Below are 18,415 nucleotides of genomic sequence, written 5' to 3'. Positions count from 1 at the left end.
ATGGACGGGCAGGACCGACAGGTCAGAACGAAGGCACTCGACCGAGGCCAGCAATGGCTCAGGTCAGGTCCTGCCCGGTGTACCGCCTGTGGCTTCAAACGGTACGACCCCAGACTGACAGCGATGGCTGACCCGACCGTCGCCGAGTCGGAGCCCGACCCCGAGAAGGACGGCTGGCTCGGCGACTTCCGGAGAGGCCCAGCCGTATTCGCGTTGTACCGCGTCGGCGTCGGTGAAGGCTGGCATCCGCTCGGGCCGCCGGAGTACCGGATCGAGTGCAACGACGGGGCGGGGGCGCGGGAGATCTGCCGGTTCGTCGACGAACCCGATGCCGTCCCCGAATGGCGCGGCGCCTGGCGGGGCGACGAGTGGTGCGAGTGGATCCTATCCCGCGCCCGGGGCCTGATCGCCGAACCGGACAACACCTAGCCGCACGGGTCGCCGCACAGCTTCATGTCTTCTCCGCGTCCGGTGGTCGAACCTCCCGCCCGGTCCGCGGAGTCCCCGATCGGACAGGCCATGCCCGGCGCCCGCCCCAGGCGGCGCCGTGACTGCGCGGCCGGCCGATCGAAAAGGGGGCCGGTCGACCTCGGGTGGAAGGTCGACCGGCCCCGATTCGCTGCCAGTGCGGTTCAGAAGCGCCACCAGAGGAATCGGCGCTCGTAGCGGATGACGACCTTACTCCACCGGTTGCTGCCGGTGACATGGATCCGCGGCCCGGAGGCCGCTTTGGCGCATCGGTTGACGATGCCGCCGCCGTGGAGCTGGACGCCGTCGTCGACGGCGGAGGCGTTCGGCGGCAGGATCACCGTGATCTTGGAGTGGACCAGTTCGACCTTCAGCTCGATGTCCTCGGCGGCGAACTCGGCCTCGCGGCAGTCGAGCCTGACCGCGCTGTGCTTCTGCTTGGTCGTGATCCGCGCCGGGACGGTCCAGGCGCCTTCGCGCTTGACGTTGCTGTGGACCGGGGAGAGATCGAGGTCGGGAACCTCGGTCGGGGTCTTACGGCGGGTCGGGACCGCGAGCGCACGGTCCTCTTCGGGGAGGTCCGCGAGGAGGCGCTCGACGTCGGCGAAGGTCCTGGCCTCGTAGACCTGGCTGGAGCGCTCGGCGAACTCGTTCAGATCGAGCCTGCCCTCCTCGGTGGCGGCGTGGAGCCGGGCGACGAGGGCTTCGCGGTCGGCGTTGGAGAGGCGGACGTTCGGGTCTGGTGTGGGCATTGCGGTTTACCTTCTGCTCGTTTCCAGCTCGAACATACCGCCTCCCGCTCGCCCCACTCCGCGCTCACTCCACGCTAGGAAAGCCATCGCCCCGCGATCCCCTGCCTCCGCGCTCGCTCGATGCCTCACTACACGGCTAGGAATCCGCGGAGCCGCGCGCCGATGCCCTCCGCGTCGAGGCCGTGCAGGCGTTCGTGGTCGGCGGCGGTGCCGTACCGCCTCAGCTCCTCGACGCCGACACCGATCGACAGGAGCCGGTGGGGCCGGTCGGAGAGGGTCCGCGACACGATCGCGGCCGACGTGCCTTCCAGGTACGGCTCGACCATGACCACCGTGTTCCCGGTCCGCGCGGCGAGGTCGCGCAGGCCGGCGGTGTCGAGCGGCCGAGGAGTGTTCGTGTACGCCACGGTGACGTCCAGGTCGGCGGCTGCGGCGAGCGCGTTGTCGAGGAGCGGTCCGACGGCGACCACGGTCGCGCGCGTGCCCTCCTTCACGACGGTGAGCGATCCGTCGTTCCGGCCGTGCCGGGTGCTGTTGTGCCGCAAGGAGAGCCGCAAGTAAGCGCCCTGGTCCGAGCGGACCGCCCGGTCGAGGAGCGGCGGCACCTCGGCTGCGTGGCCCGGTACGAAGACGCGCCAGCCAGGCAGCGTGTCGAACAGGGCGACGTCGCGGGGGCTGAAGTGGGTGTTGCTGCCCTCGGCCCAGTCGTACGAGGCGCCGACGCTGACCAGGACCCCGCTCGTGCCCTGGTGGCCGAAGTCGAGCTTGATCTGTTCGAAGGCGCGCTCGACCAGGAACGGCGCGTAGGTGTGGGCGATGGGACGCATCTCGGCGAGCGCCAGGCCGCCGGCGACGGAGACGAGGAGCTGTTCGCGGATGCCGACGTTGATCACCTGGTCGGGATGGGCCGCGGCGGCGTCCTGGAACAGGTCGGCGGAGATCTCGGCGAGCACGATGGCGATGCCGTGGTCGGCGTCGATGAGCTCGGCGGCGCGGGCGGCGAACGCCTCGCGCATGGTGAGCGCCTGGGCGGTGTCGGTCAGCGGTTCGGTGCGGAGCATCGGTTCTCTTCCTTGGTCGAGACGGTCGTCGGGATCTGTCCGGGCGCTGGGGCGGTCGGGGCGGTCGGGGCCATCGGCTCAGTGCGGGCCGAGCATGGCGCTCGCGACGGTGACGCGGGGCCGGTCCGGGTGCGGTTCGGTGAAGGAGCGGTACAGGGCGTCGTGATCGGTGAGTCCGACCGTGGCGGCGCTCCAGCCGTTCACCTCGAAGCGGGAGGCGATGCCGCCGGGCCAGCCGACCGTCCCGGAGGCGTTGTCGGCCACGACCACGTGGAGGTTCGCGAGCCCGACCGCGCCGGCGTACTGGATCGCCTCGTGGTTGGAGCCCTCGTCGAGTTCGGCGTCGCCTACGAGCACGAACACGCGGGTGTCGGTGAAGCCGGTGGCGCGCAGGCCGAGTGCGGTGCCGACGGCGAGCGGCAGGCCGTGGCCGAGGGAGCCGGAGGAGATCTCGACGCCGGGGACGAGCGTGGCGTCGGGGTGGGATCCGAGTCGGGAATGGGGCGAGGCGATGTCGTCGAGCCACTCGGCCGGGAAGAAGCCCTTCGCGGCGAGGACGGCGTAGAACGCGCTGGGCCCGTGCCCTTTCGAGAGGTAGAACCGGTCGCGGGCGGGGTCGTCGGGGTGGGCGGGGTCGATGCGCAGGACCCGGTCGTAGAGGACCCAGATCGGGTCGAAGGTGTAGGTCTTCACGACCGGGTAGCGGACGTCGGTGACCGTGCGCCGCGCCAGTTCCAGGGTCTGCTCGTAGGTGGCTGTCATGCGGAGCATCATGTAACTTCAAGTCGACTTGAAGTAAAGGATGAAGTGGGCGGGGACACATGACCGAGCACGATCCTCATGCGGTGCTGCCGATCGGGGACTTCGCGGCGCGAGCCGGGCTCGCGACCTCCGCGGTGCGGTACTACGAGTCGCTCGGGCTGGTCAGCTCGGTGCGGACCGCCGGGAACCAGCGCCGGTACCGGCGGGCGGAGCTGCGGCGGGTGGCGTTCATCCGGGCGGCGCGGTCGGTGGGGTTGTCGCTCGACGAGGTCAAGGCCGCGCTCGACCGGCTGCCCGGCGGGCGCGTCCCCGACCGGGCGGACTGGACGCGGCTCTCAGGCGAGTGGCGCGAACGGATCGAGCAGCGGATCGCGGCGCTGCGCGAGCTGAAGGACGACCTCGACAGCTGCGTCGGCTGCGGCTGCCTCTCGATCGACAAGTGCTCGATCTACAACCGCGAGGACAAACTCGCGGCCGAGGGCCCCGGCTCGCACCTGGGGTTCAAGCCGCTCTGAGCCGGGGCCCTCGATCTCGCCTCGCGCGCTGCCTCAAGCGTGGCAGCAGAACTCGTTGCCCTCGGGGTCGGCCATGACGATCCACTTGGCCCCGTCCTCGTCGTACGCGCCCAGGCGCGTCGCGCCGAGCGACTCGAGGCGGTCGGCCTCGGCCTCGTACTCGTCGGGACCGTAGTGGAGGTCCAGGTGGACGCGGTTCTTCACCGTCTTCGGCTCCGGCACGGTCTGGAAGAGCAGGCGCATGCCCTTGCCCACACCGCTGTGCGGGTCGAACGGCGCGTCCGGGTCCCGGACCGCCGCGGCGGTCTTCCAGCCCTTGCGCCCGTGGACCTCGACGATGTGGTCCTCGGTGATGACGCCCTGCTCCAGCAGGGTCGAGATGAGGCCCGAGTGGTCCTCGATCTCGTAGCCCATCGCCGCGGCCCAGAAGTCGGCCAGGCGGTGCGGGTCGGCGGCATCGATGCAGATCTTGAATTTGACGGCCATGCCCCGATCGTAGGCCCGGGGTCCGACACGCGTCCCCTATTCGCCTTCGATGTACTCCTGGGCGTTCTCGATGAGACCCTTCAGCTCCTGCTCGTGCGCGTAGATCTCGGCTTCGCTGCCGATGAGCTGCTCCACCGACAGGCGCGCGAACATCTCCTCGGACCCGTCGTGCAGGCCGCCGTCCTCGGCGCACTCGGCGAAGTCGAGGGCGATCGCGAACTCGGCGGCGACCGGGTCGCTCGCGTCGAAGTCGTCGGGAAGCTCCGCGACCTCCACCAGTTCACCACCCTCATAGGCCTCGGTGGTGTCGCCGTACAGGTTCTTCAGGATGTAGTCGCCGGTCGGCAGGTAGCCGTGATCGTCGAACTCCCATGCGCCGTAGCCGCGATCGGCGAGGCAGTCGAGGAACGCCTGCTCCTCCTCGGCGTACTCCGGGGCCATCAACCCGTAGATCTCGCCGTCGCCGATCGCGGTCAGCGGGCTCTCCTCCCGCCCCGGCCTGGTCCAGTTCGTCTGCCCGTCATCGGACTCCCACGACTCCGGTCCGCCGTAGACGATCTCGATCGTCTCCAGTTCGCAGCCGCCGAACGGCGGCTGCTCCCCGAGATCGACCTCCGTCGGATCCTCGGCGGTCTCCATCGCCTCCTGGAACGCCTGGTCGTACTCGTAGCGCTCGGTGCCCTTCCACGCCTCGCTCCAGGCGGCCGCGTACTCCTCGCCCTGGGCGTCGAACTCCTCCCGCTCCCGGTCGAAGGCCGGGTCCCACCAGCCGTCGTCCTCGGCGTTGATCGCCAGGAAGTCGGGATCCGCGCGCATCTCCACGGCCGCATCGGACTCGGTCTGGTGCACCCATTCGCCGAACGCGAACCTCTCGGCCTGCTCGACCGTGGGGATGCGGCTGTACGGGGAGTGGAAGCCCTCGAAGCGGTGCGGGATGCCGTTCCCGAACAGCGCGATCGGGTCGTGGACCGTGAACCCCTGGTCCTGCATGCACTGCGAGCCGACGCGGGACTCGGCCTGGATCAGTTCCCAACCGAGCGCGGAGATGTTGACGATGCTCCGCTCGATGGCGACGATGTCCTCATCGGTCACCTCAACCGGTTCCTCTGCGCTGCAAGCGGTCAGGACGAGCGGGACGACGAGGAGCGGCAGCGCGGATCGGCGCATGGACGGGGCCGCCTTTCGGAGATGGGTACGGCGCACCTACTTGGATGCGCAGAACCTACCCGAAGGTTGCCCCGCCCTCGCGTCCAGATCTCAGACGTGGTTCCGCCAGGAGTGCTCGGGGTCGTAGCCGAGGAGCCTGCGCGCCTTGTCGATCGACAGGAGCGTCTCGTGGCCCTCGACGGGTCGCTTGAGTTCGAGGTCCGGGTAGTACCGGGCGACGAGGTCCGCGGTCGGGGTGGTCATGACCGTGTCCGGGGAGGCGATCACGAAGACCTCCTTGCCGGTGCCCTCGCGTTCGAGGCCGCGGCGGACCGCCAAGGCGCCGTCGCGGGCGTCGATGTAGGACCAGAGGTTCCACCGGCGCAGCTCCGGGTCGTCGTCGAACGCGGGGAAGGCGGCGTAGTCCTCGGGGTACATGACGTTCGAGAAGCGCAGGCCGGTGGCCTTGAGCTCGGGGTTCCAGCGGCAGAACTGGTCGACCATGGTCTCCTCCATGGTCTTGACCAGCGAGTACGTGGACTCGGGGCGCGGGGCGTACTCCTCGTCGACCGGGAGGTACGGCGGCGGGGTCTCGAAGGGCAGGCCGAGGACGGTCTCGCTGGAGGCCCACACGATGTTCGTGATCCCGGCCAGTCGCGCGGCCGCGAACACGTTGTAGGTGCTGAGGACGTTGTTGCGGAACACCGCCGAGTTCGGCTGCAGGCCCGGCGCGGGGATCGCGGCGAGGTGGACGAGGGCGTCGATCCCGTCGAAGCGGTCGTCGATGCCGGTCAGGGCCTCCACGGCCTGGCCGTAGTCGGTGAGGTCGACCTGCGAGTACACGACCGGTAGTTCGTCCGGGGAGGGCCGGCGGTCGAGGTTCACGACCTCCCAGCCGTGCTCGACCAGATCCCGTACGCAGGCCCTGCCGAGCTTCCCGCTTCCGCCGGTGACCGCCACGCGCGCCATAGCGCCTCCCCCTTCGTCGGTGTGAGTCTCAAAGCCGTGAGTCTCAGAGCTGTCAGCCTCAGAGCTGTGAGCCTCGGTGCGGTTCAGATGCTAATCCCGCCGCCGGCTCGGCCGGCCGCGGTGGCAGGATCGGATGATGCCGTCCCCCGCACCGCCCTCGCTCCGCCTCGGCGCGCACACCGTCATCGCGCTCACCGACGGCCGGGGGCCGTTCTTCTCCCCCCGGACCGACGCGTTCCCCGATGCGACGCCCGAGCAGTGGGCCGCCGCCGACGCCTTCGACCCCGGCTCGGTCGACGCCGACGGCCGCTGGATGCTCCAGTTCCGGGCGTTCGCGATCCGGTCGGACCGCGGCGTGACCCTCGTCGACGCGGGGATCGGCCCGGCCGACAGCCCCGCCGCCTCGTGGGCGCCGGTCCCGGGCCGCCTGCCCGAGGAGCTGGCCGCCGCCGGGATCGACCCCGCCGAGGTGTCCAATGTGGTCCTCACGCATCTGCACACCGACCACGTGGGTTGGGCGGTCGTCGGCGACGAGCAGCGGCCCTATTTCCCCAACGCCGAATACCTCTTGCAGCGCAACGAAGTCGAGGCCGTCAAGATGATCAACCCGCAGCTCGACGCGGCCCTGCTCGACCCGCTCCGACGCGCCGGACGGCTGCGCCTCCTCGACGGCGACGCGGCCCTGCGCACCGGCGAACGCGTCGTCGCCACGCCGGGGCACACGCCCGGCCACCAGAGCGTGCTCGTGGCCTCGGGCCGCGAACTCGCCGCCGTCACCGGCGACCTCCTGGTGCACGCGATCCAGCTCCTCAACCCCGGCCTCGCCTACGCCCACGAGATGGATCCGGCGACCGCCAAACGCTCGCGTGAACGACTCCTCACCACCGAATCCGCCACCACCCTCCACCTCGCGACCCCGCACCTGACCGAACCGTTCATCTCCGCTTGAGGCGATGCACCCAAGGAACCCGGTTCCGGCGGGCGTCGGAGGCGGTCGGGCGAGAGCGGCGGCGACGAAGGGGTGAAGTCGGCGCGGGGTCGGTGGCGTGTTGCCGGCTCGATCGGGTTGCGGTCAGGGCGGCGGCGACGAAAGCCGGTGCATGGCGCAGGCTCGGGAGCGTGCTGCGGGTGCATCCGAGTCGGGGTCAGGGCGGCAGCGACGAAGGGGCGGGAGTCGGTGCGGGGCTCGATGGCGCGTTCGCGGTTCGTGCGGGTCGGGGTCGGGGCGGCAGCGACGAAGGGGCGGGAGTTGGCGCGGGCTCGGTGGCGCGTTCGTGGTTCGTGCGGGTCGGGGTCGGGGCGGCGGCGACGAGGGAGTGTCGGCTGGGCGGGTGTTCGAGGCTCGGGCCGGGGCGGGTTGCGCTCGCTTCAGGGGCCGGGGTCACGCCAGATTGCTTGGGGCGCTTGAGAACCGGCGCTTGAACGTGAGTGTTCTCCAGTCGTGTGGGTGATGACGGTGTCGCACAGGTGTGCGAGAATGGGGGTACGCACAGGGACAGGGAGTTCGGTGCAGGTGCAGGGCGGTGCAAGCAGACTGAGACAAGCCTCTGGCCGGCCGGTAGACCACACTGACTTCGAGGCAGGGCCCCCGACGCAAGCGGTCGGATCCGGGTCGATCTCATCCCTCACTGCGATCGGGACCCGCAGCAGTCAACCGGCCCCACCCCATGGAGGGGGTGGGGAGGTGATCGGGCGGGGGATCGACCGGTCGGGATCACCCCGCCGGCGGCAGTGCTCCAACGAGGCACAAGACCGGACCACCACAGGAGACGAGACACTGCTATCAAGCACGACAGGATGATCGGGGCTGGTGCCAGCATGTGACCTGGCACGGGCATGGTTCGATCATCGACCGATGTCGCTGCTGCCCTTTCACAACTCAACAGGGGATGCACCAAGGAGCGCCGCCACAGGAGTGCGCGCAGGGTGGATGGAGGCGAGCAGGGCTGCGCCGGGCCTGGCGCGAGGCCAGGGGAAGCGGTGAGCGTCGCGCGAGCGTGTACTCAGGCCGCAGCTGGGAACGCCGCAGGAGTGCGCACAGGTTTTGGCGCGAGGCCAGGGGAAGCGGTGAGTGCCGCGCGGGCGTGCACTCAGGCCGCAGCCGGGAGCGCCGCAGGAGTGCGCACAGGTTTTGGCGCGAGGCCAGGGGAAGCGCGACGCGCGAGCGCGCGCTCAGGCCCGCCACAGAGTGCGCACCGATCTGGCGAGAGGCCAAGGGAAGCGTCGCGCGAGCGTGCGCTCAGGCCGCGACCGGTCCACCACCGGTGTTGAAGCGACCGGGGTCGAGAGCGATCGGAGCCGATGGTGCCGCAGTGGGTTTGCGGCTGGCGGATCGGCGCCCGCCGGGGCCGGCTCGGTGTGCAGCTGGGCTGGACGGTAGCGGATCCGAGGCGGGACCGAAACGGGTCGGGGTCTGTGCGGGAGCTGGTGCGCGAGCGTGCTCGGGCGCGCTGCGGCCGGGCCGCCGCGCCTGGCGGAGCGGCGGGGGCCGAGCAGGATCGGGTCCCGCGCCTCCCGGGGGCGCTGGGGCTGGCGCGGCCGTGGATCACCAGGGCCGGTCTAGGGCCGCCTGAGGTGAGCGGCGCCGGGATCGACCGTGTTCACCAGGGCCGTATCGGTGTCGGACTCGCCGCACGCGAGCGGGAAGGCCCAGACGACGCGAGCGCAGCGGCGGAGTGGTGGGGATGATGGTGCGTGCGCGAGCCTGCCGTGAGGCGCGGCTCTGGTCGCTACACGCGAGCGGGTGAGGCCGGCGGTGCGAGCGCAGTGGCGGAGTCCGGGGTGGTCGCGAGTGCGCGCGCCTGCCGTGAGTGCTGGAAGCGCCTCCGGCCTGAGGTGAAGCGGTGCCTAGCAGAGCAGAGCAGTGCCGGACAGCCAAGGCAGCCAAGGCAGCCAAGGCAGCCAAGGCCGAGCATGCATTGCCGAGCCCGGTCATTCCAGGCCATATCGGACCCGATCGCATCGCATGGGGGCGCGGGAGCCATCAGCGCCCGCCCGGACCCCGACCGGATCGCGACCCGGCCACCGGAACGCACCCGCAGCCATGCACGCACCCGGTCGTCGCTGCCTGTTCGAACACCGGCCACGACCAGACCAGAGCGCGACCAGGCTCCGGTTCGCAGGCCATCGATGGGGTTCGCCGCCGACCGAAGCAGACCCGGCCACGGCAACACACCTCCGATGCGTGCGGCTCCACCCGCCATCGGTGCCGCCCGGACCTGACGCGGGTCGCGACCCGAGCCCCGGAGCGCACCCGCTACAACACACGCACGCTCGTCGCCTGATCAAACACCGACCACGACGACACCGTGATGGCAACACGACCTCTGCCGCCGTTGACCCGATCAGCTGGGCACGATCGGGGTGAGCCGGGCGGTGGCCGCGTCGAGATCGATGCCCTGGGACGCGACCCAGTCGTCGTCGAAATAGGTGGCGCCGTAGCGCTGCCCGGAGTCGCACAGGAGGGTCACGGCGCTGCCGGCGACGCCTCAACTACGTCCTACCCTGCCGGAAACTGACCGGCTCAGGCCTTCTCGACGGGGTGAACCCTGTTCCGCCTCCCAGAGAATCCGTCGCGCTTCTTTGCTGTCGAGCAGTCGAAGTCCATGCTCGGCCCAGCCCCGCAGCACCTCATCGGAAGAGTTCAGCTGGTCAGCAAGTGTCGGCAGCCCCTTGCTCGACCGTGCCTCGCCGATCAGCTCCAGCAACCAGCAGCGCAGACCGTGATCGTCGTGTTCAGCCTGAAACTCCTCAAGCAGCTCGTCGATGTACTCGCTCGCCACTGGAAGCAACGCGTGAAACCCGTCTTCCTGGCGCTGCGGGTCATGGTCTCGCATCAGCCGCATCGCATCACGAAACACACGATTCATGCGCGCCAGACTATCGCCCCGGTTGAGATCATCACCGCAATCAGGAACAGACCCCGGTCTTCTCGAAACTCGAACCAGTTCTTACGGCCGGAGGTGCTGTCTACCGGTAGACCACGCTCGAGTGTTGCGGCGGGGCTGGCTGGCCGGACTGTTCGCGCTCTGTGCGCGGCGGCCGTTGGGTGCCCTATGGGCGGCGGGGCTCGGTGGGGTCCGGGGCGCCGATTGCCAGGGCCACGAAGTCGATGACGAGGTCGGCGCGGTGGCGGGCGGCGCGGATGCGTTCGGCGTTGCGTTCGTCGACCTCGGCGACCCAGGCGCGGGCGTGCTCCGGGGACTTGCCGAAGCGCTCGTGGCGGGCGATGAGGCGCTCCAGGCGCAGCGGCTCGGGCGTCTCGCAGTACCAGACCTCCGTGAGCGCCGCGCGCACCGCGGGCCACGGCGCGGTCTCGTCGAGCAGGTAGTTCCCCTCGGTCACGACCACCTCGGTCTCCGGCGGGACCGCGATCGCGCCGGCCACCGGCTCCTCGACGCGGCGGTCGTACTCCGGTGCGTACACGACCGCCTCGCGGTCGGCCGCGAGGCGATCGAGCAGCGCCCGATAGCCGTGGCCGTCGAAGGTGTCGATCGCGCCCTTGCGGCTCCGCCTGCCCAGACGCACGAGCTCCGCGTTCGCCAGATGGAACCCGTCCATCGGCACCTGCACCGCGGGCGTGCCGCCCGCGTCGAGCGTGCGCGCGAGCCACGCCGCCGCGGTCGTCTTGCCCGCGCCCGGGCACCCGGCGATGCCGATGAGCACCCGCCCGCCCGCGGCGCCGAGCGCCTTGACGCGGTCCAACAGCACCTGGGGGTCGTCTGCGAAGTCCACGCCGCGAACCTAACGCACTCGCGACTCGGCGCCAGTGCCGGTGCGACACGCCGACCGCTCGTCGCCGGTACCAACGCGATAGGACTGCTGTCCCTCGCCTGTGCGGCACGCCCTCCGCTCACCGCCGGTGCCACCGCGACCACCCGCGACCGCGCCCCTCGGTGCGACACCCCTCCACTCGCCGGTGCCTGTGCCCGCACCCGCTACCCCTCGCTCGTGCCGGTGCTTCGCGAAACCGGCCGCGCGGCCCCTGGCGGGGGTTACGGTGGCCGGGTCAGCAGGCCCTGTGAACTGCGGTTTCGAGGGCCGCACGCGAGCCGCACGGAGGCGTCCATGAAAGCCCTGCAATACCGGGAGATCGGCGCGGCCCCCGAGGTCGTCGAGGTCCCCACGCCCGAGCCGCGACCCGGCGAGGTCCTCCTCAAGGTCACCGCCGCCGGCGTCTGCCACTCGGACATCGCCGTCATGTCCTGGCCCGCCGAGGGCTTCCCCTACAAGCTCCCGCTCACGCTCGGCCACGAAGGCGCCGGCACGGTCGCGGCGCTCGGCGACGGCGTCGCCGGAGTCGAGATCGGCGAGCCGGTCGCCGTCTACGGCCCGTGGGGCTGCGGGCGGTGCATCAAATGCGCGGCGGGCGCCGAGAACTACTGCGAGCGCGCCGCCGAACTCGGCATCAACCCGCCCGGCCTCGGCGCGCCCGGCGCGATCGCCGAGTACCTCGTCGTCGACGACGCCCGCCACCTCGTGCCGCTCGGCGGGCTCGACCCGGTCCAGACCGTCCCGCTCACCGACGCGGGGCTCACGCCGTACCACGCGGTCAAGCGGTCGCTGCCGAAGCTGGGCCCGGGTTCGACGGCGGTCGTCATCGGCACCGGCGGGCTCGGGCACGTCGCGGTGCAGCTCCTGCGGGCGCTGACGGCCGCGAAGGTGGTGGCGCTGGACGTGACGGAGGAGAAGCTCGACCTGGCGCGGAAGGTCGGTGCGCATGAGGCGGTCCTGTCGGACGCGGAGGCCGCGGGGCGGGTGCGGGAGCTGACCGGCGGCATCGGCGCGCAGGCGGTGTTCGACTTCGTGGGCGCGGGCCCGACTGTGGCGACCGCGGGCGCATGCGCGGCCGTGGAGGCAGACGTCACGATCGTCGGGATCGGCGGCGGGACGCTGCCGGTCGGGTTCGGGGCGCTGCCGTTCGAGGTGTCGGTGAAGGCGCCGTACTGGGGGACGCGCGAGGAGCTGATCGAGGTGTTCGACCTGGCGCGGGACGGGTTCATCGACGTGCATGTGGAGACGTTCTCGCTGGACGAGGCCCCCGAGGCGTACGAGCGGCTGCACGCGGGCCGGATCAACGGCCGGGCGGTGATCCTGCCGAACGGCTGATCGGAGGCGGTGCGGTCCGGCTGCGCGGCGGCCGGGCCGGTTCGTTCAAAAGGCGGCGCGGCCCGGTCAGTCATGGCCGGGCCGCAGTCGTGTTGCGCCGGTGCGGATTGGGCGGGGGCCAGCCCGTTCCAGGACGGTACGGCCCGCTCAAGCCAGTCGGACCAGGCCCGTTCCAAGGCGCTCCGCCCAGCCAAGCGACGTCCAGGCGGCACCCGTGTTGACAACCGGGCAACCCTAGATCTACGATGCATAGAACATCAAGGCATAGAGCTACTAGGGTTAAGGAGGCGCTCCCCCTCATGCACATCGCGAAAGACCTCGTGGCGGCCTCGGCCACGCCGCTCGTCCTCGGCATCCTCGCCGAGGAGGAGAGCTACGGATACGCGATCCTCAAGGAGATCAGCGACCGCTCCGGCGGCCGTCTGGAGTGGACGGAAGGTCTGCTCTACCCGCTCCTGCACCGGCTCGAGCGGCTCGGCTACGTCGAGTCGTCCTGGCGCACGCCCGAAGGCGGGCGGCGCCGCAAGTACTACGCCATCACCGAGGACGGGCAGCGCGAGCTCGCCGAGCAGCGCAAGCAGTGGGCCGCCGTCACCGACGCGCTCCAGGACATCTGGAAGGCCACCCGCACCCTCGGTCCGCTCGCACCCCCGGTATTGGAGGGCTGACATGACCGGCAGCGACACCGAACTCGAGGCCCAGATCGCCGAATGGCGCACGTACATGCTGCGCCGCAAGGCCATCAGCGGCGCCGACGTCGACGAGCTCGAAGACCACCTGCGCGAGCGGGTGGGCGACCTGACCGAGTCGGGGCTGCGCCCCGACGAGGCGTTCCTCATCGCCGTCAAGCGCATGGGCCGCATGGACGAGCTCTCCCGCGAGTTCGCCCGCGAGCACTCCGACCGGCTGTGGAAGCAGCTCGTGCTCGACCCGGACCGCGACGCGGCCGCCGACGCCGAGCGCCGACGCGGCCTCGTCGTCATGCTCGTCTGCGCCGCGCTCGGCGTGGCCGCGATCAAGATCCCGGCGCTGTTCGGGTACGGCTTCGACGAGAGCGGCGAGTTCTACGCCCGCAACCTCGGCCTGCTCGTGCTCGCGCCGCTCGCGGTCTACTTCGCGTGGCGCCGCAGGCTGAACGCGGCCGCGACCGGGACGGTGGCGGCGCTGTTCGTCGTCGGCGCGGTCGCCGTGAACGCGTACCCGATGGACGGCGACTCGCAGTCGATCGTGCTCAGCGCGATCCACCTGCCGCTGGCGCTGTGGTTCGTCGTCGGCGTCGCGTACGCCGGCGGGGAGTGGCGCTCGGGGCAGAAGCGCATGGACTTCATCCGGTTCACCGGCGAGTGGTTCATCTACTTCGTCCTAATAGGACTCGGTGGCGGGGTGCTCACCGCGTTCACCGTCGGCGTGTTCGGCGCGATCGGCGTCGACGCCGAGGTGTTCATCTCCGAGTGGCTCATGCCCTGCGGCGCGGCCGCGGCCGTCGTCGTCGCCGCGTGGCTCGTCGAGGCCAAGCAGAGCGTCATCGAGAACATGGCGCCCGTGCTCACCCGCGTGTTCACGCCGCTGTTCGCGGTGACGCTCGTGGCGGTCCTCGTCGCGATCGGCGTGACCACCAACGCGATCGACGTCGAGCGGGACATGCTCATCATGTTCGACCTGCTCCTGGCGGTCGTCCTCGGCCTGGTCCTGTACTCGATCTCCGCCCGCGACGCCGCCGCGAAACCCGGGGTGTTCGACTGGATGCAGCTCGCGCTCGTCGTGAGCGCCCTGCTCATCGACATCCTGGTGCTCATCGCGATCCTCGGCCGCATCACCGAATGGGGCTTCACACCGAACAAGAGCGCCGCGCTCGGCGAGAACCTGGTCCTGTTCGTCAACCTCGCCTGGACGGCGTGGCTCTACATCGCGATCATCCGGCGCCGCAAGAGGTTCGCGCTGCTGGAGAACTGGCAGACCGGGTACATGCCCGTGTACGCCGCCTGGGCCGGCGTCGTGGTCCTGGCCTTCCCGCCGCTGTTCAGCTTCACGTGAGACCGGCGCCGGAGCGCAGGCGGGCCCGGATGCGGTCCACGTCGAAGCGCTCCGGCTCCGGCAGCGGCGCGCCCGCCGCCTCGCGGATCGCCGCGGCCTTCTCCAAGAGGGCCGCGGCCTCGCCGTGCCGCCCCTCCAGCGCGGCCGCGCCCGCCAGCCCCTCGTGCGCCATCGCGATCGCCCGCGGATCCCCGATCGCCTGGGCCGCGATCAGGCCCTCCTGGTGCAGCGCCCGGGCCCGGGCGGCGTCCCCGCGCTGCTCGGCCACGAACCCGAGCTCCGCCAGCAGCAGCGTCACACCGTACGAGAGCAGACCCGACTCGGTCTCGAGATCCCGCTGCCACCGCAGGCACCGGCCGAGCCGCTCCTCAGCGTCGTCGAGATCGCCCGTGCGCCGGGCGATCAGCGCCAGCCCGACGCGCGCGAACTCGGCCGCGAACGGATGCGGCTGCTCCAGCGCCAGCCGCTCCCCGCGCTCATGGAACTCCTTGGCGCGCACCATGTCCCCAGTGAGCATCGCGATCCGGCCGAGACTCGAGAGCCGGTAGGACGCCTCCACCCACAGGCCCAGGTCCTCGGCCCGGCGCAGCCCGTCGCGGTGCAGGCTCCCCGCCCGCTCGTAGTCGCCGGCGATCTCGGCGAGATACCCGAGCATGTCGGCGGCCTGAAGCCGGCCCCAGCCGTCGCCCAGGACCGTGAACCGCTCCAGTGCCTCCTCCCCCGACCGGCGCGCCGCGTCCAGATCGCCCTCGTACAGCGCCTGCTTGGACCGGCTCGCCAGCACGGCGGCCACGCCCCAGTCGTCCCCCGCGGCCCGGAACCCGGCCAGGGCGCCGTCGAGGAGGTCGCGCGCGGTGGCGACGTCGCCGAGATGGAGGTGCCCGAGGGCCGCGAACCAGCGCGCCCGCGGGCCCGCCGCCGGGTCCGCCCCCGGGCCGTCGGGCCGCGTGCCGCCGAACAGGGCGAAACCGTGCGCGAGGGTCGCCGTGTCGGGGTCGGCGGGCAGTGCCGCGAGACGCCGCAGCGCCTCCGAATGCCTGCCGCGCAGGAACCAGTACCAGGCGAGCCGGACCGTCGCGGCGGCGTCCGCCGTGCGGTCGAGGACCGCGCGCAGGTTCGGCAGCTCGTGGTCGAGCCGGTCGAGCCAGTGCCGCTGGAGCGGCCCGTGCAGGTCGATCCGGTCCACCAGCGCCAGGTAGTGCGCGTCCCGCCGGTCCAGGAGCGCCCCCGGGTCGGCGGCCCGTTCGAGCGCGTACGCGGCCACCGACTCCAGGAGCCGGAACCGGACCTCGCCGCAGGGCCGGGACGCGGCCGCGGCCATGGAGCGGTTGACGAGCTGCTCCAGCACCTCCGGGTCCGCGCCGGCGGCCTCCGCCGTGCAGCCGCCCGGGTGGACCGCCAAGCGGCACAAGGCCTCCCGCTGCGCATCGTCGAGCTGGTCCCAGCTCCAGTCGATGGTGGCGCGCAGCGTGCGCTGCCGCTCGGGCACGCCGCGGGCCGCCGCGGCGAGGAGGCGGAAGCGGTCGTCGAGGCGGCGGGCCACCGCGGGGGCGCCGAGCGCGCCGACCCGGGCCGCGGCGAGTTCGAGCGCCAGCGGGAGCCCGTCGAGGCGGGCGCAGATCGCGTCCACCGCGTCCCGGTCCCGGCCGGCGGCGATGCCGGCGCGCGAGGTCAGAAGCGCGGCGGCGGCCTCGCGGTCGAGCGGTCCGAGCCGGTGCACGTGCTCGCCCGGGACCGCCAAGGGCTCCTGGCTGGTGGCGAGGATCCGCAGGTCCGGGACGGCGCGCAGGAGCCCGGCGGCGAACTCGGCGGCGGCGTCGACCAGGTGCTCGCAGTTGTCGAGCACGAGCAGGGCGCCGCGGCCGCGCAGGACGTCGGCGATCCGGTCGGCGAGGCCGGCGCCGGCGTCGTCGCGCACGCCCAGGGCCGCGGCCGCGAGCTCGGCGACCTCGGGAAGGCCGCCGCCGCGCAGGGTCGCGAGCTCCGCCAGCCACGCCTCGTCGGCCTCGGCGGCGGCCGCCAGCGCCAGCCGCGTCTTCCCTACCCCGCCGGGCCCGGTGACCGTGACCAGGCGCGAATCGCGCAGGGCCGCAGCGACATCGGCGAGGTCGCGCTCGCGTCCGACGAGCCCGGCGACGGGCGCGGGCAGGTTCGGGCGGGGCCGCGCCGCGGAGGTCGCGGGCGGGGCCAGCGCCGGGTCCTGCCGGAGCACGGCCAGGTGGAGGGCCGCGAGCTCCGGGCCGGGGTCGGCGCCGAGCTCGTCGGCGAGGCGCCCGCGCAGCCGCTCGTACCCGGCGAGGGCCTCGCCCGGACGCCCCGAGAGGTACAGGGCGCGCAGGTGAGCGGCCTGGAGCCGCTCGCGGAGCGGATGCTCGGCCGCCAGCGGCCCGAGCTCGTCGGCGACCAGAGCGCCGTCCCCGAGCGCCAGGCGCGCCTCAGCCTGCTCCTCGATCGCGGTGAGCCGCTGCTCCTCGAGGCGCATCGCCGCGGCCCGCGCGAACGGCTCGTCGCGCCAGTCGGCGTAGGCCGGGCCCCGCCACAGCGCCAGCGCGTCGGCGAGGAGGCCCGCCTTCGCGCGCGGGTCGTCCGCGGCCCGGGCGGCGGCCAGCAGCGAGGCGAACCGGTCGGCGTCGGTGTACGCGTCGAGCGCGTACCCGCCGGGCCCGAAGGACAGCAGGCGCCGCCCGCCGGGCTCGGCCGCCTCGAGTGCGCGGCGCAGGTGGGAGACCTTGGTCTGGAGGGTGTTCCCGGGGTTGCCGGGCGGCTCGGCGCCCCACAGGTCGTCGACGAGGCGGTCCGCGGAGACCGGGCCGCCGCGGGCGAGGAGGGCGGCGAGCAGCGCGCGCACCTTCGCCTCGGGCACGCGCGCCGGGGTCCCGTCGTCGGCCCACACCGCCACGGGCCCGAGCACTCCGAATCGCACGCCTGAACAGTACCGCCAGCGAACCGTCAGCGGACCGTGCGCGGCCCCCGGCACCGTGGAACCCGTCAACGGCACACCACGACGCGAGGAGCGACGACATGACCGCCAACCGAGAGATCCACCTGAAGTCCCACGTGGCCGCCGAGCCCGCCGAATCGGACTTCGCGCTGGCCGAGACCGCGCTGCCCGACCTCGGCGAGGGCCAGGTCCTGGTGCGCAACACCTGGATGTCGGTGGACCCGTACATGCGGGGGCGGATGCGCGCCGACTCGCACCCGGCGCCGGCGTACGCGCTCGGCGAGGTCCTCGACGGGCCCGCCGTCGGCGAGGTGGTCGCCTCGCGGTCCGAGGCGGTCCCGGTGGGCGCGAGCGTCTTCCACTTCAAGGGCTGGCGCGAGCACGCGGTCCTGGACGCCGCGGAGGCGGTCGTCGTCGACACCGGCCTGGCCCCGCAGGAGGCGTACCTGGGGCCGCTGGGGACCACCGGGCTGACCGCGTACGCGACGCTGACGAAGGTCGTGCCGGTGCGCGAGGGCGACACCGTGTTCGTCTCGGCCGCCGCGGGCGCGGTCGGCAGCATCGCCGGGCAGCTCGCCCGCAGGCTCGGCGCGGCCCGCGTCATCGGCTCCGCCGGCGGCCCGGAGAAGGCGAAGAAGCTGGTGGAGGAGTTCGGGTTCGACGCCGGGATCGACTACCGGGCCGGGTCGCTCCCGGAGGCGCTGCGCGAGGCCGCGCCCGAGGGGATCGACCTGTACTTCGACAACGTCGGCGGCGACCACCTCGAGGCCGGCATCGGGGCGCTGCGGGAAGGCGGGCGCGTGGCGATGGTCGGCGCCGTCAGCGGGTACAACCGGGCCACGCCGGCGCCCGGCCCGGCGAACCTGTTCCATCTCGCGTCGGTGAACGGCTCGCTGCACGGGATGCGCGTCGACTCGTACTTCCACCTGCACGGCGAGTGGATCGCGACGGCCGCGCCGTGGCTCGCGGACGGGACGCTGCGGGCCGCCGCCACGGTCGTCGAAGGGCTCGAGCTCGCGCCGCGCGCCTTCATCGACCTGCTGCGCGGCGCGAACACCGGGAAGATGCTGGTGAAGCTCTGACCGGAAGGGGCCCGGCACTGCCGATCGGGCACAGCGCGATCGGCGGTCGGGCGACCTGACCGGGCGCGGGCCCGGCGGCGCCTCGGGCGCC

The 18,415-nt window shown here is 72.3% G+C and carries 16 protein-coding genes and 1 pseudogene; 7 read left to right on the top strand and 10 right to left on the bottom strand.

Annotation, left to right across the window (positions count from 1 at the left end):
• Positions 1-123 precede the first annotated feature (123 nt).
• Positions 124-429, top strand: a complete 306-nt coding sequence (locus GFD30_RS18675) for a hypothetical protein (RefSeq protein WP_153026699.1) — start codon at positions 124-126, stop codon at positions 427-429.
• Between the two features lie 203 nt (positions 430-632).
• Here the strand turns inward: GFD30_RS18675 and GFD30_RS18670 are convergent, their stop codons facing one another.
• The 3 genes from GFD30_RS18670 to GFD30_RS18660 all read right to left on the bottom strand — a co-directional run bounded on the left by GFD30_RS18670 (position 633) and on the right by GFD30_RS18660 (position 3,043).
• A complete protein-coding gene (locus tag GFD30_RS18670; protein WP_153026698.1) occupies positions 633-1,220 on the bottom strand; it encodes a DUF1707 SHOCT-like domain-containing protein in 588 nt (195 codons plus the stop codon).
• A gap of 128 nt (positions 1,221-1,348) precedes the next feature.
• Positions 1,349-2,236, bottom strand: a complete 888-nt coding sequence (locus tag GFD30_RS18665; protein WP_153026707.1) for a transketolase family protein — start codon at positions 2,234-2,236, stop codon at positions 1,349-1,351.
• A 123-nt stretch (positions 2,237-2,359) separates the two neighbouring features.
• The gene (locus GFD30_RS18660; protein WP_153026697.1) at positions 2,360-3,043 is read right to left on the bottom strand and encodes a thiamine pyrophosphate-dependent enzyme; all 684 of its coding nucleotides are present in this window, start codon (positions 3,041-3,043) and stop codon (positions 2,360-2,362) included.
• A gap of 59 nt (positions 3,044-3,102) precedes the next feature.
• On the opposite strand from GFD30_RS18660, the gene soxR reads away from it, so the two are divergent.
• Complete coding sequence (gene soxR, locus GFD30_RS18655; RefSeq protein WP_153026696.1) at positions 3,103-3,558, top strand: redox-sensitive transcriptional activator SoxR; 456 nt, start codon at positions 3,103-3,105, stop codon at positions 3,556-3,558.
• A gap of 33 nt (positions 3,559-3,591) precedes the next feature.
• Here the strand turns inward: soxR and GFD30_RS18650 are convergent, their stop codons facing one another.
• The 3 genes from GFD30_RS18650 to GFD30_RS18640 form a co-directional block, all read right to left on the bottom strand.
• Positions 3,592-4,044 (bottom strand): VOC family protein, encoded by a 453-nt coding sequence (locus GFD30_RS18650; protein WP_153026695.1) that lies wholly within the window; start codon positions 4,042-4,044, stop codon positions 3,592-3,594.
• Positions 4,045-4,080: 36 nt separating this feature from the next.
• Entirely contained in the window at positions 4,081-5,211 is a 1,131-nt protein-coding gene (locus GFD30_RS18645) for a hypothetical protein (protein ID WP_153026694.1), read from the bottom strand.
• Between the two features lie 90 nt (positions 5,212-5,301).
• Complete coding sequence (locus GFD30_RS18640; RefSeq protein ID WP_153026693.1) at positions 5,302-6,159, bottom strand: NAD-dependent epimerase/dehydratase family protein; 858 nt, start codon at positions 6,157-6,159, stop codon at positions 5,302-5,304.
• A 136-nt stretch (positions 6,160-6,295) separates the two neighbouring features.
• On the opposite strand from GFD30_RS18640, the gene GFD30_RS18635 reads away from it, so the two are divergent.
• Positions 6,296-7,108, top strand: coding sequence for an MBL fold metallo-hydrolase (locus GFD30_RS18635; protein WP_153026692.1), 813 nt, complete (start codon positions 6,296-6,298; stop codon positions 7,106-7,108).
• Between the two features lie 2,395 nt (positions 7,109-9,503).
• On the opposite strand, the pseudogene GFD30_RS27605 reads toward GFD30_RS18635, so the two are convergent.
• The 3 genes and pseudogenes from GFD30_RS27605 to GFD30_RS18620 all read right to left on the bottom strand — a co-directional run.
• Positions 9,504-9,641: pseudogene (locus GFD30_RS27605) on the bottom strand (PLP-dependent cysteine synthase family protein); the annotation flags it as partial.
• A gap of 6 nt (positions 9,642-9,647) precedes the next feature.
• Positions 9,648-10,028: a HEAT repeat domain-containing protein gene (locus GFD30_RS18625; RefSeq protein ID WP_153026691.1), complete on the bottom strand. Its 381-nt coding sequence runs from the start codon at positions 10,026-10,028 to the stop codon at positions 9,648-9,650.
• A gap of 184 nt (positions 10,029-10,212) precedes the next feature.
• Positions 10,213-10,893: a nucleoside/nucleotide kinase family protein gene (locus GFD30_RS18620; RefSeq protein ID WP_322633391.1), complete on the bottom strand. Its 681-nt coding sequence runs from the start codon at positions 10,891-10,893 to the stop codon at positions 10,213-10,215.
• Between the two features lie 333 nt (positions 10,894-11,226).
• Here GFD30_RS18620 and GFD30_RS18615 point away from each other — a divergent pair, with 333 nt between their 5' ends.
• From GFD30_RS18615 to GFD30_RS18605, 3 genes are all read left to right on the top strand, one after another.
• Positions 11,227-12,267 (top strand): NAD(P)-dependent alcohol dehydrogenase, encoded by a 1,041-nt coding sequence (locus GFD30_RS18615; protein ID WP_153026690.1) that lies wholly within the window; start codon positions 11,227-11,229, stop codon positions 12,265-12,267.
• Between the two features lie 299 nt (positions 12,268-12,566).
• Entirely contained in the window at positions 12,567-12,935 is a 369-nt protein-coding gene (locus GFD30_RS18610) for a PadR family transcriptional regulator (protein ID WP_153026689.1), read from the top strand.
• Position 12,936: 1 nt separating this feature from the next.
• Positions 12,937-14,301, top strand: coding sequence for a permease prefix domain 1-containing protein (locus tag GFD30_RS18605; RefSeq protein WP_153026688.1), 1,365 nt, complete (start codon positions 12,937-12,939; stop codon positions 14,299-14,301).
• On the opposite strand, the gene GFD30_RS18600 is transcribed toward GFD30_RS18605, so the two are convergent.
• On the bottom strand, positions 14,294-17,224 hold the full coding sequence (locus GFD30_RS18600; RefSeq protein ID WP_322633390.1) for an AfsR/SARP family transcriptional regulator: 2,931 nt from the start codon (positions 17,222-17,224) through the stop codon (positions 14,294-14,296). The genes GFD30_RS18605 and GFD30_RS18600 overlap by 8 nt on opposite strands.
• Positions 17,225-17,322: 98 nt before the next feature.
• Between GFD30_RS18600 and GFD30_RS18595 the strand changes: the two genes are divergently transcribed.
• Positions 17,323-18,324 carry an NADP-dependent oxidoreductase gene (locus GFD30_RS18595; RefSeq protein ID WP_153026687.1) on the top strand — a complete coding sequence of 334 codons (1,002 nt, stop codon included), beginning with the start codon at positions 17,323-17,325 and terminating at the stop codon, positions 18,322-18,324.
• Positions 18,325-18,415: the final 91 nt, after the last annotated feature.

This window comes from Glycomyces albidus, assembly GCF_009451885.1.
In the GTDB taxonomy this organism is placed as follows: Bacteria; Actinomycetota; Actinomycetes; order Mycobacteriales; family Micromonosporaceae; genus Glycomyces; species Glycomyces albidus.
Note: the sequence above shows the minus strand (reverse complement) of the source record. Positions and strands in the feature narration are given on the sequence as shown.

Bases quoted from the DNA above. Each gene is read 5' to 3' on its own strand.
- GFD30_RS18675 (WP_153026699.1), top strand. From the start codon at position 124: ATGGCTGACCCGACCGTCGCCGAGTCGGAGCCCGACCCCGAGAAGGAC.
- GFD30_RS18670 (WP_153026698.1), bottom strand. From the start codon at position 1,220: ATGCCCACACCAGACCCGAACGTCCGCCTCTCCAACGCCGACCGCGAA.
- GFD30_RS18665 (WP_153026707.1), bottom strand. From the start codon at position 2,236: ATGCGCGAGGCGTTCGCCGCCCGCGCCGCCGAGCTCATCGACGCCGAC.
- GFD30_RS18660 (WP_153026697.1), bottom strand. From the start codon at position 3,043: ATGACAGCCACCTACGAGCAGACCCTGGAACTGGCGCGGCGCACGGTC.
- soxR (WP_153026696.1), top strand. From the start codon at position 3,103: ATGACCGAGCACGATCCTCATGCGGTGCTGCCGATCGGGGACTTCGCG.
- GFD30_RS18650 (WP_153026695.1), bottom strand. From the start codon at position 4,044: ATGGCCGTCAAATTCAAGATCTGCATCGATGCCGCCGACCCGCACCGC.
- GFD30_RS18645 (WP_153026694.1), bottom strand. From the start codon at position 5,211: ATGCGCCGATCCGCGCTGCCGCTCCTCGTCGTCCCGCTCGTCCTGACC.
- GFD30_RS18640 (WP_153026693.1), bottom strand. From the start codon at position 6,159: ATGGCGCGCGTGGCGGTCACCGGCGGAAGCGGGAAGCTCGGCAGGGCC.
- GFD30_RS18635 (WP_153026692.1), top strand. From the start codon at position 6,296: ATGCCGTCCCCCGCACCGCCCTCGCTCCGCCTCGGCGCGCACACCGTC.
- GFD30_RS18625 (WP_153026691.1), bottom strand. From the start codon at position 10,028: ATGAATCGTGTGTTTCGTGATGCGATGCGGCTGATGCGAGACCATGAC.
- GFD30_RS18615 (WP_153026690.1), top strand. From the start codon at position 11,227: ATGAAAGCCCTGCAATACCGGGAGATCGGCGCGGCCCCCGAGGTCGTC.
- GFD30_RS18610 (WP_153026689.1), top strand. From the start codon at position 12,567: ATGCACATCGCGAAAGACCTCGTGGCGGCCTCGGCCACGCCGCTCGTC.
- GFD30_RS18605 (WP_153026688.1), top strand. From the start codon at position 12,937: ATGACCGGCAGCGACACCGAACTCGAGGCCCAGATCGCCGAATGGCGC.
- GFD30_RS18595 (WP_153026687.1), top strand. From the start codon at position 17,323: ATGACCGCCAACCGAGAGATCCACCTGAAGTCCCACGTGGCCGCCGAG.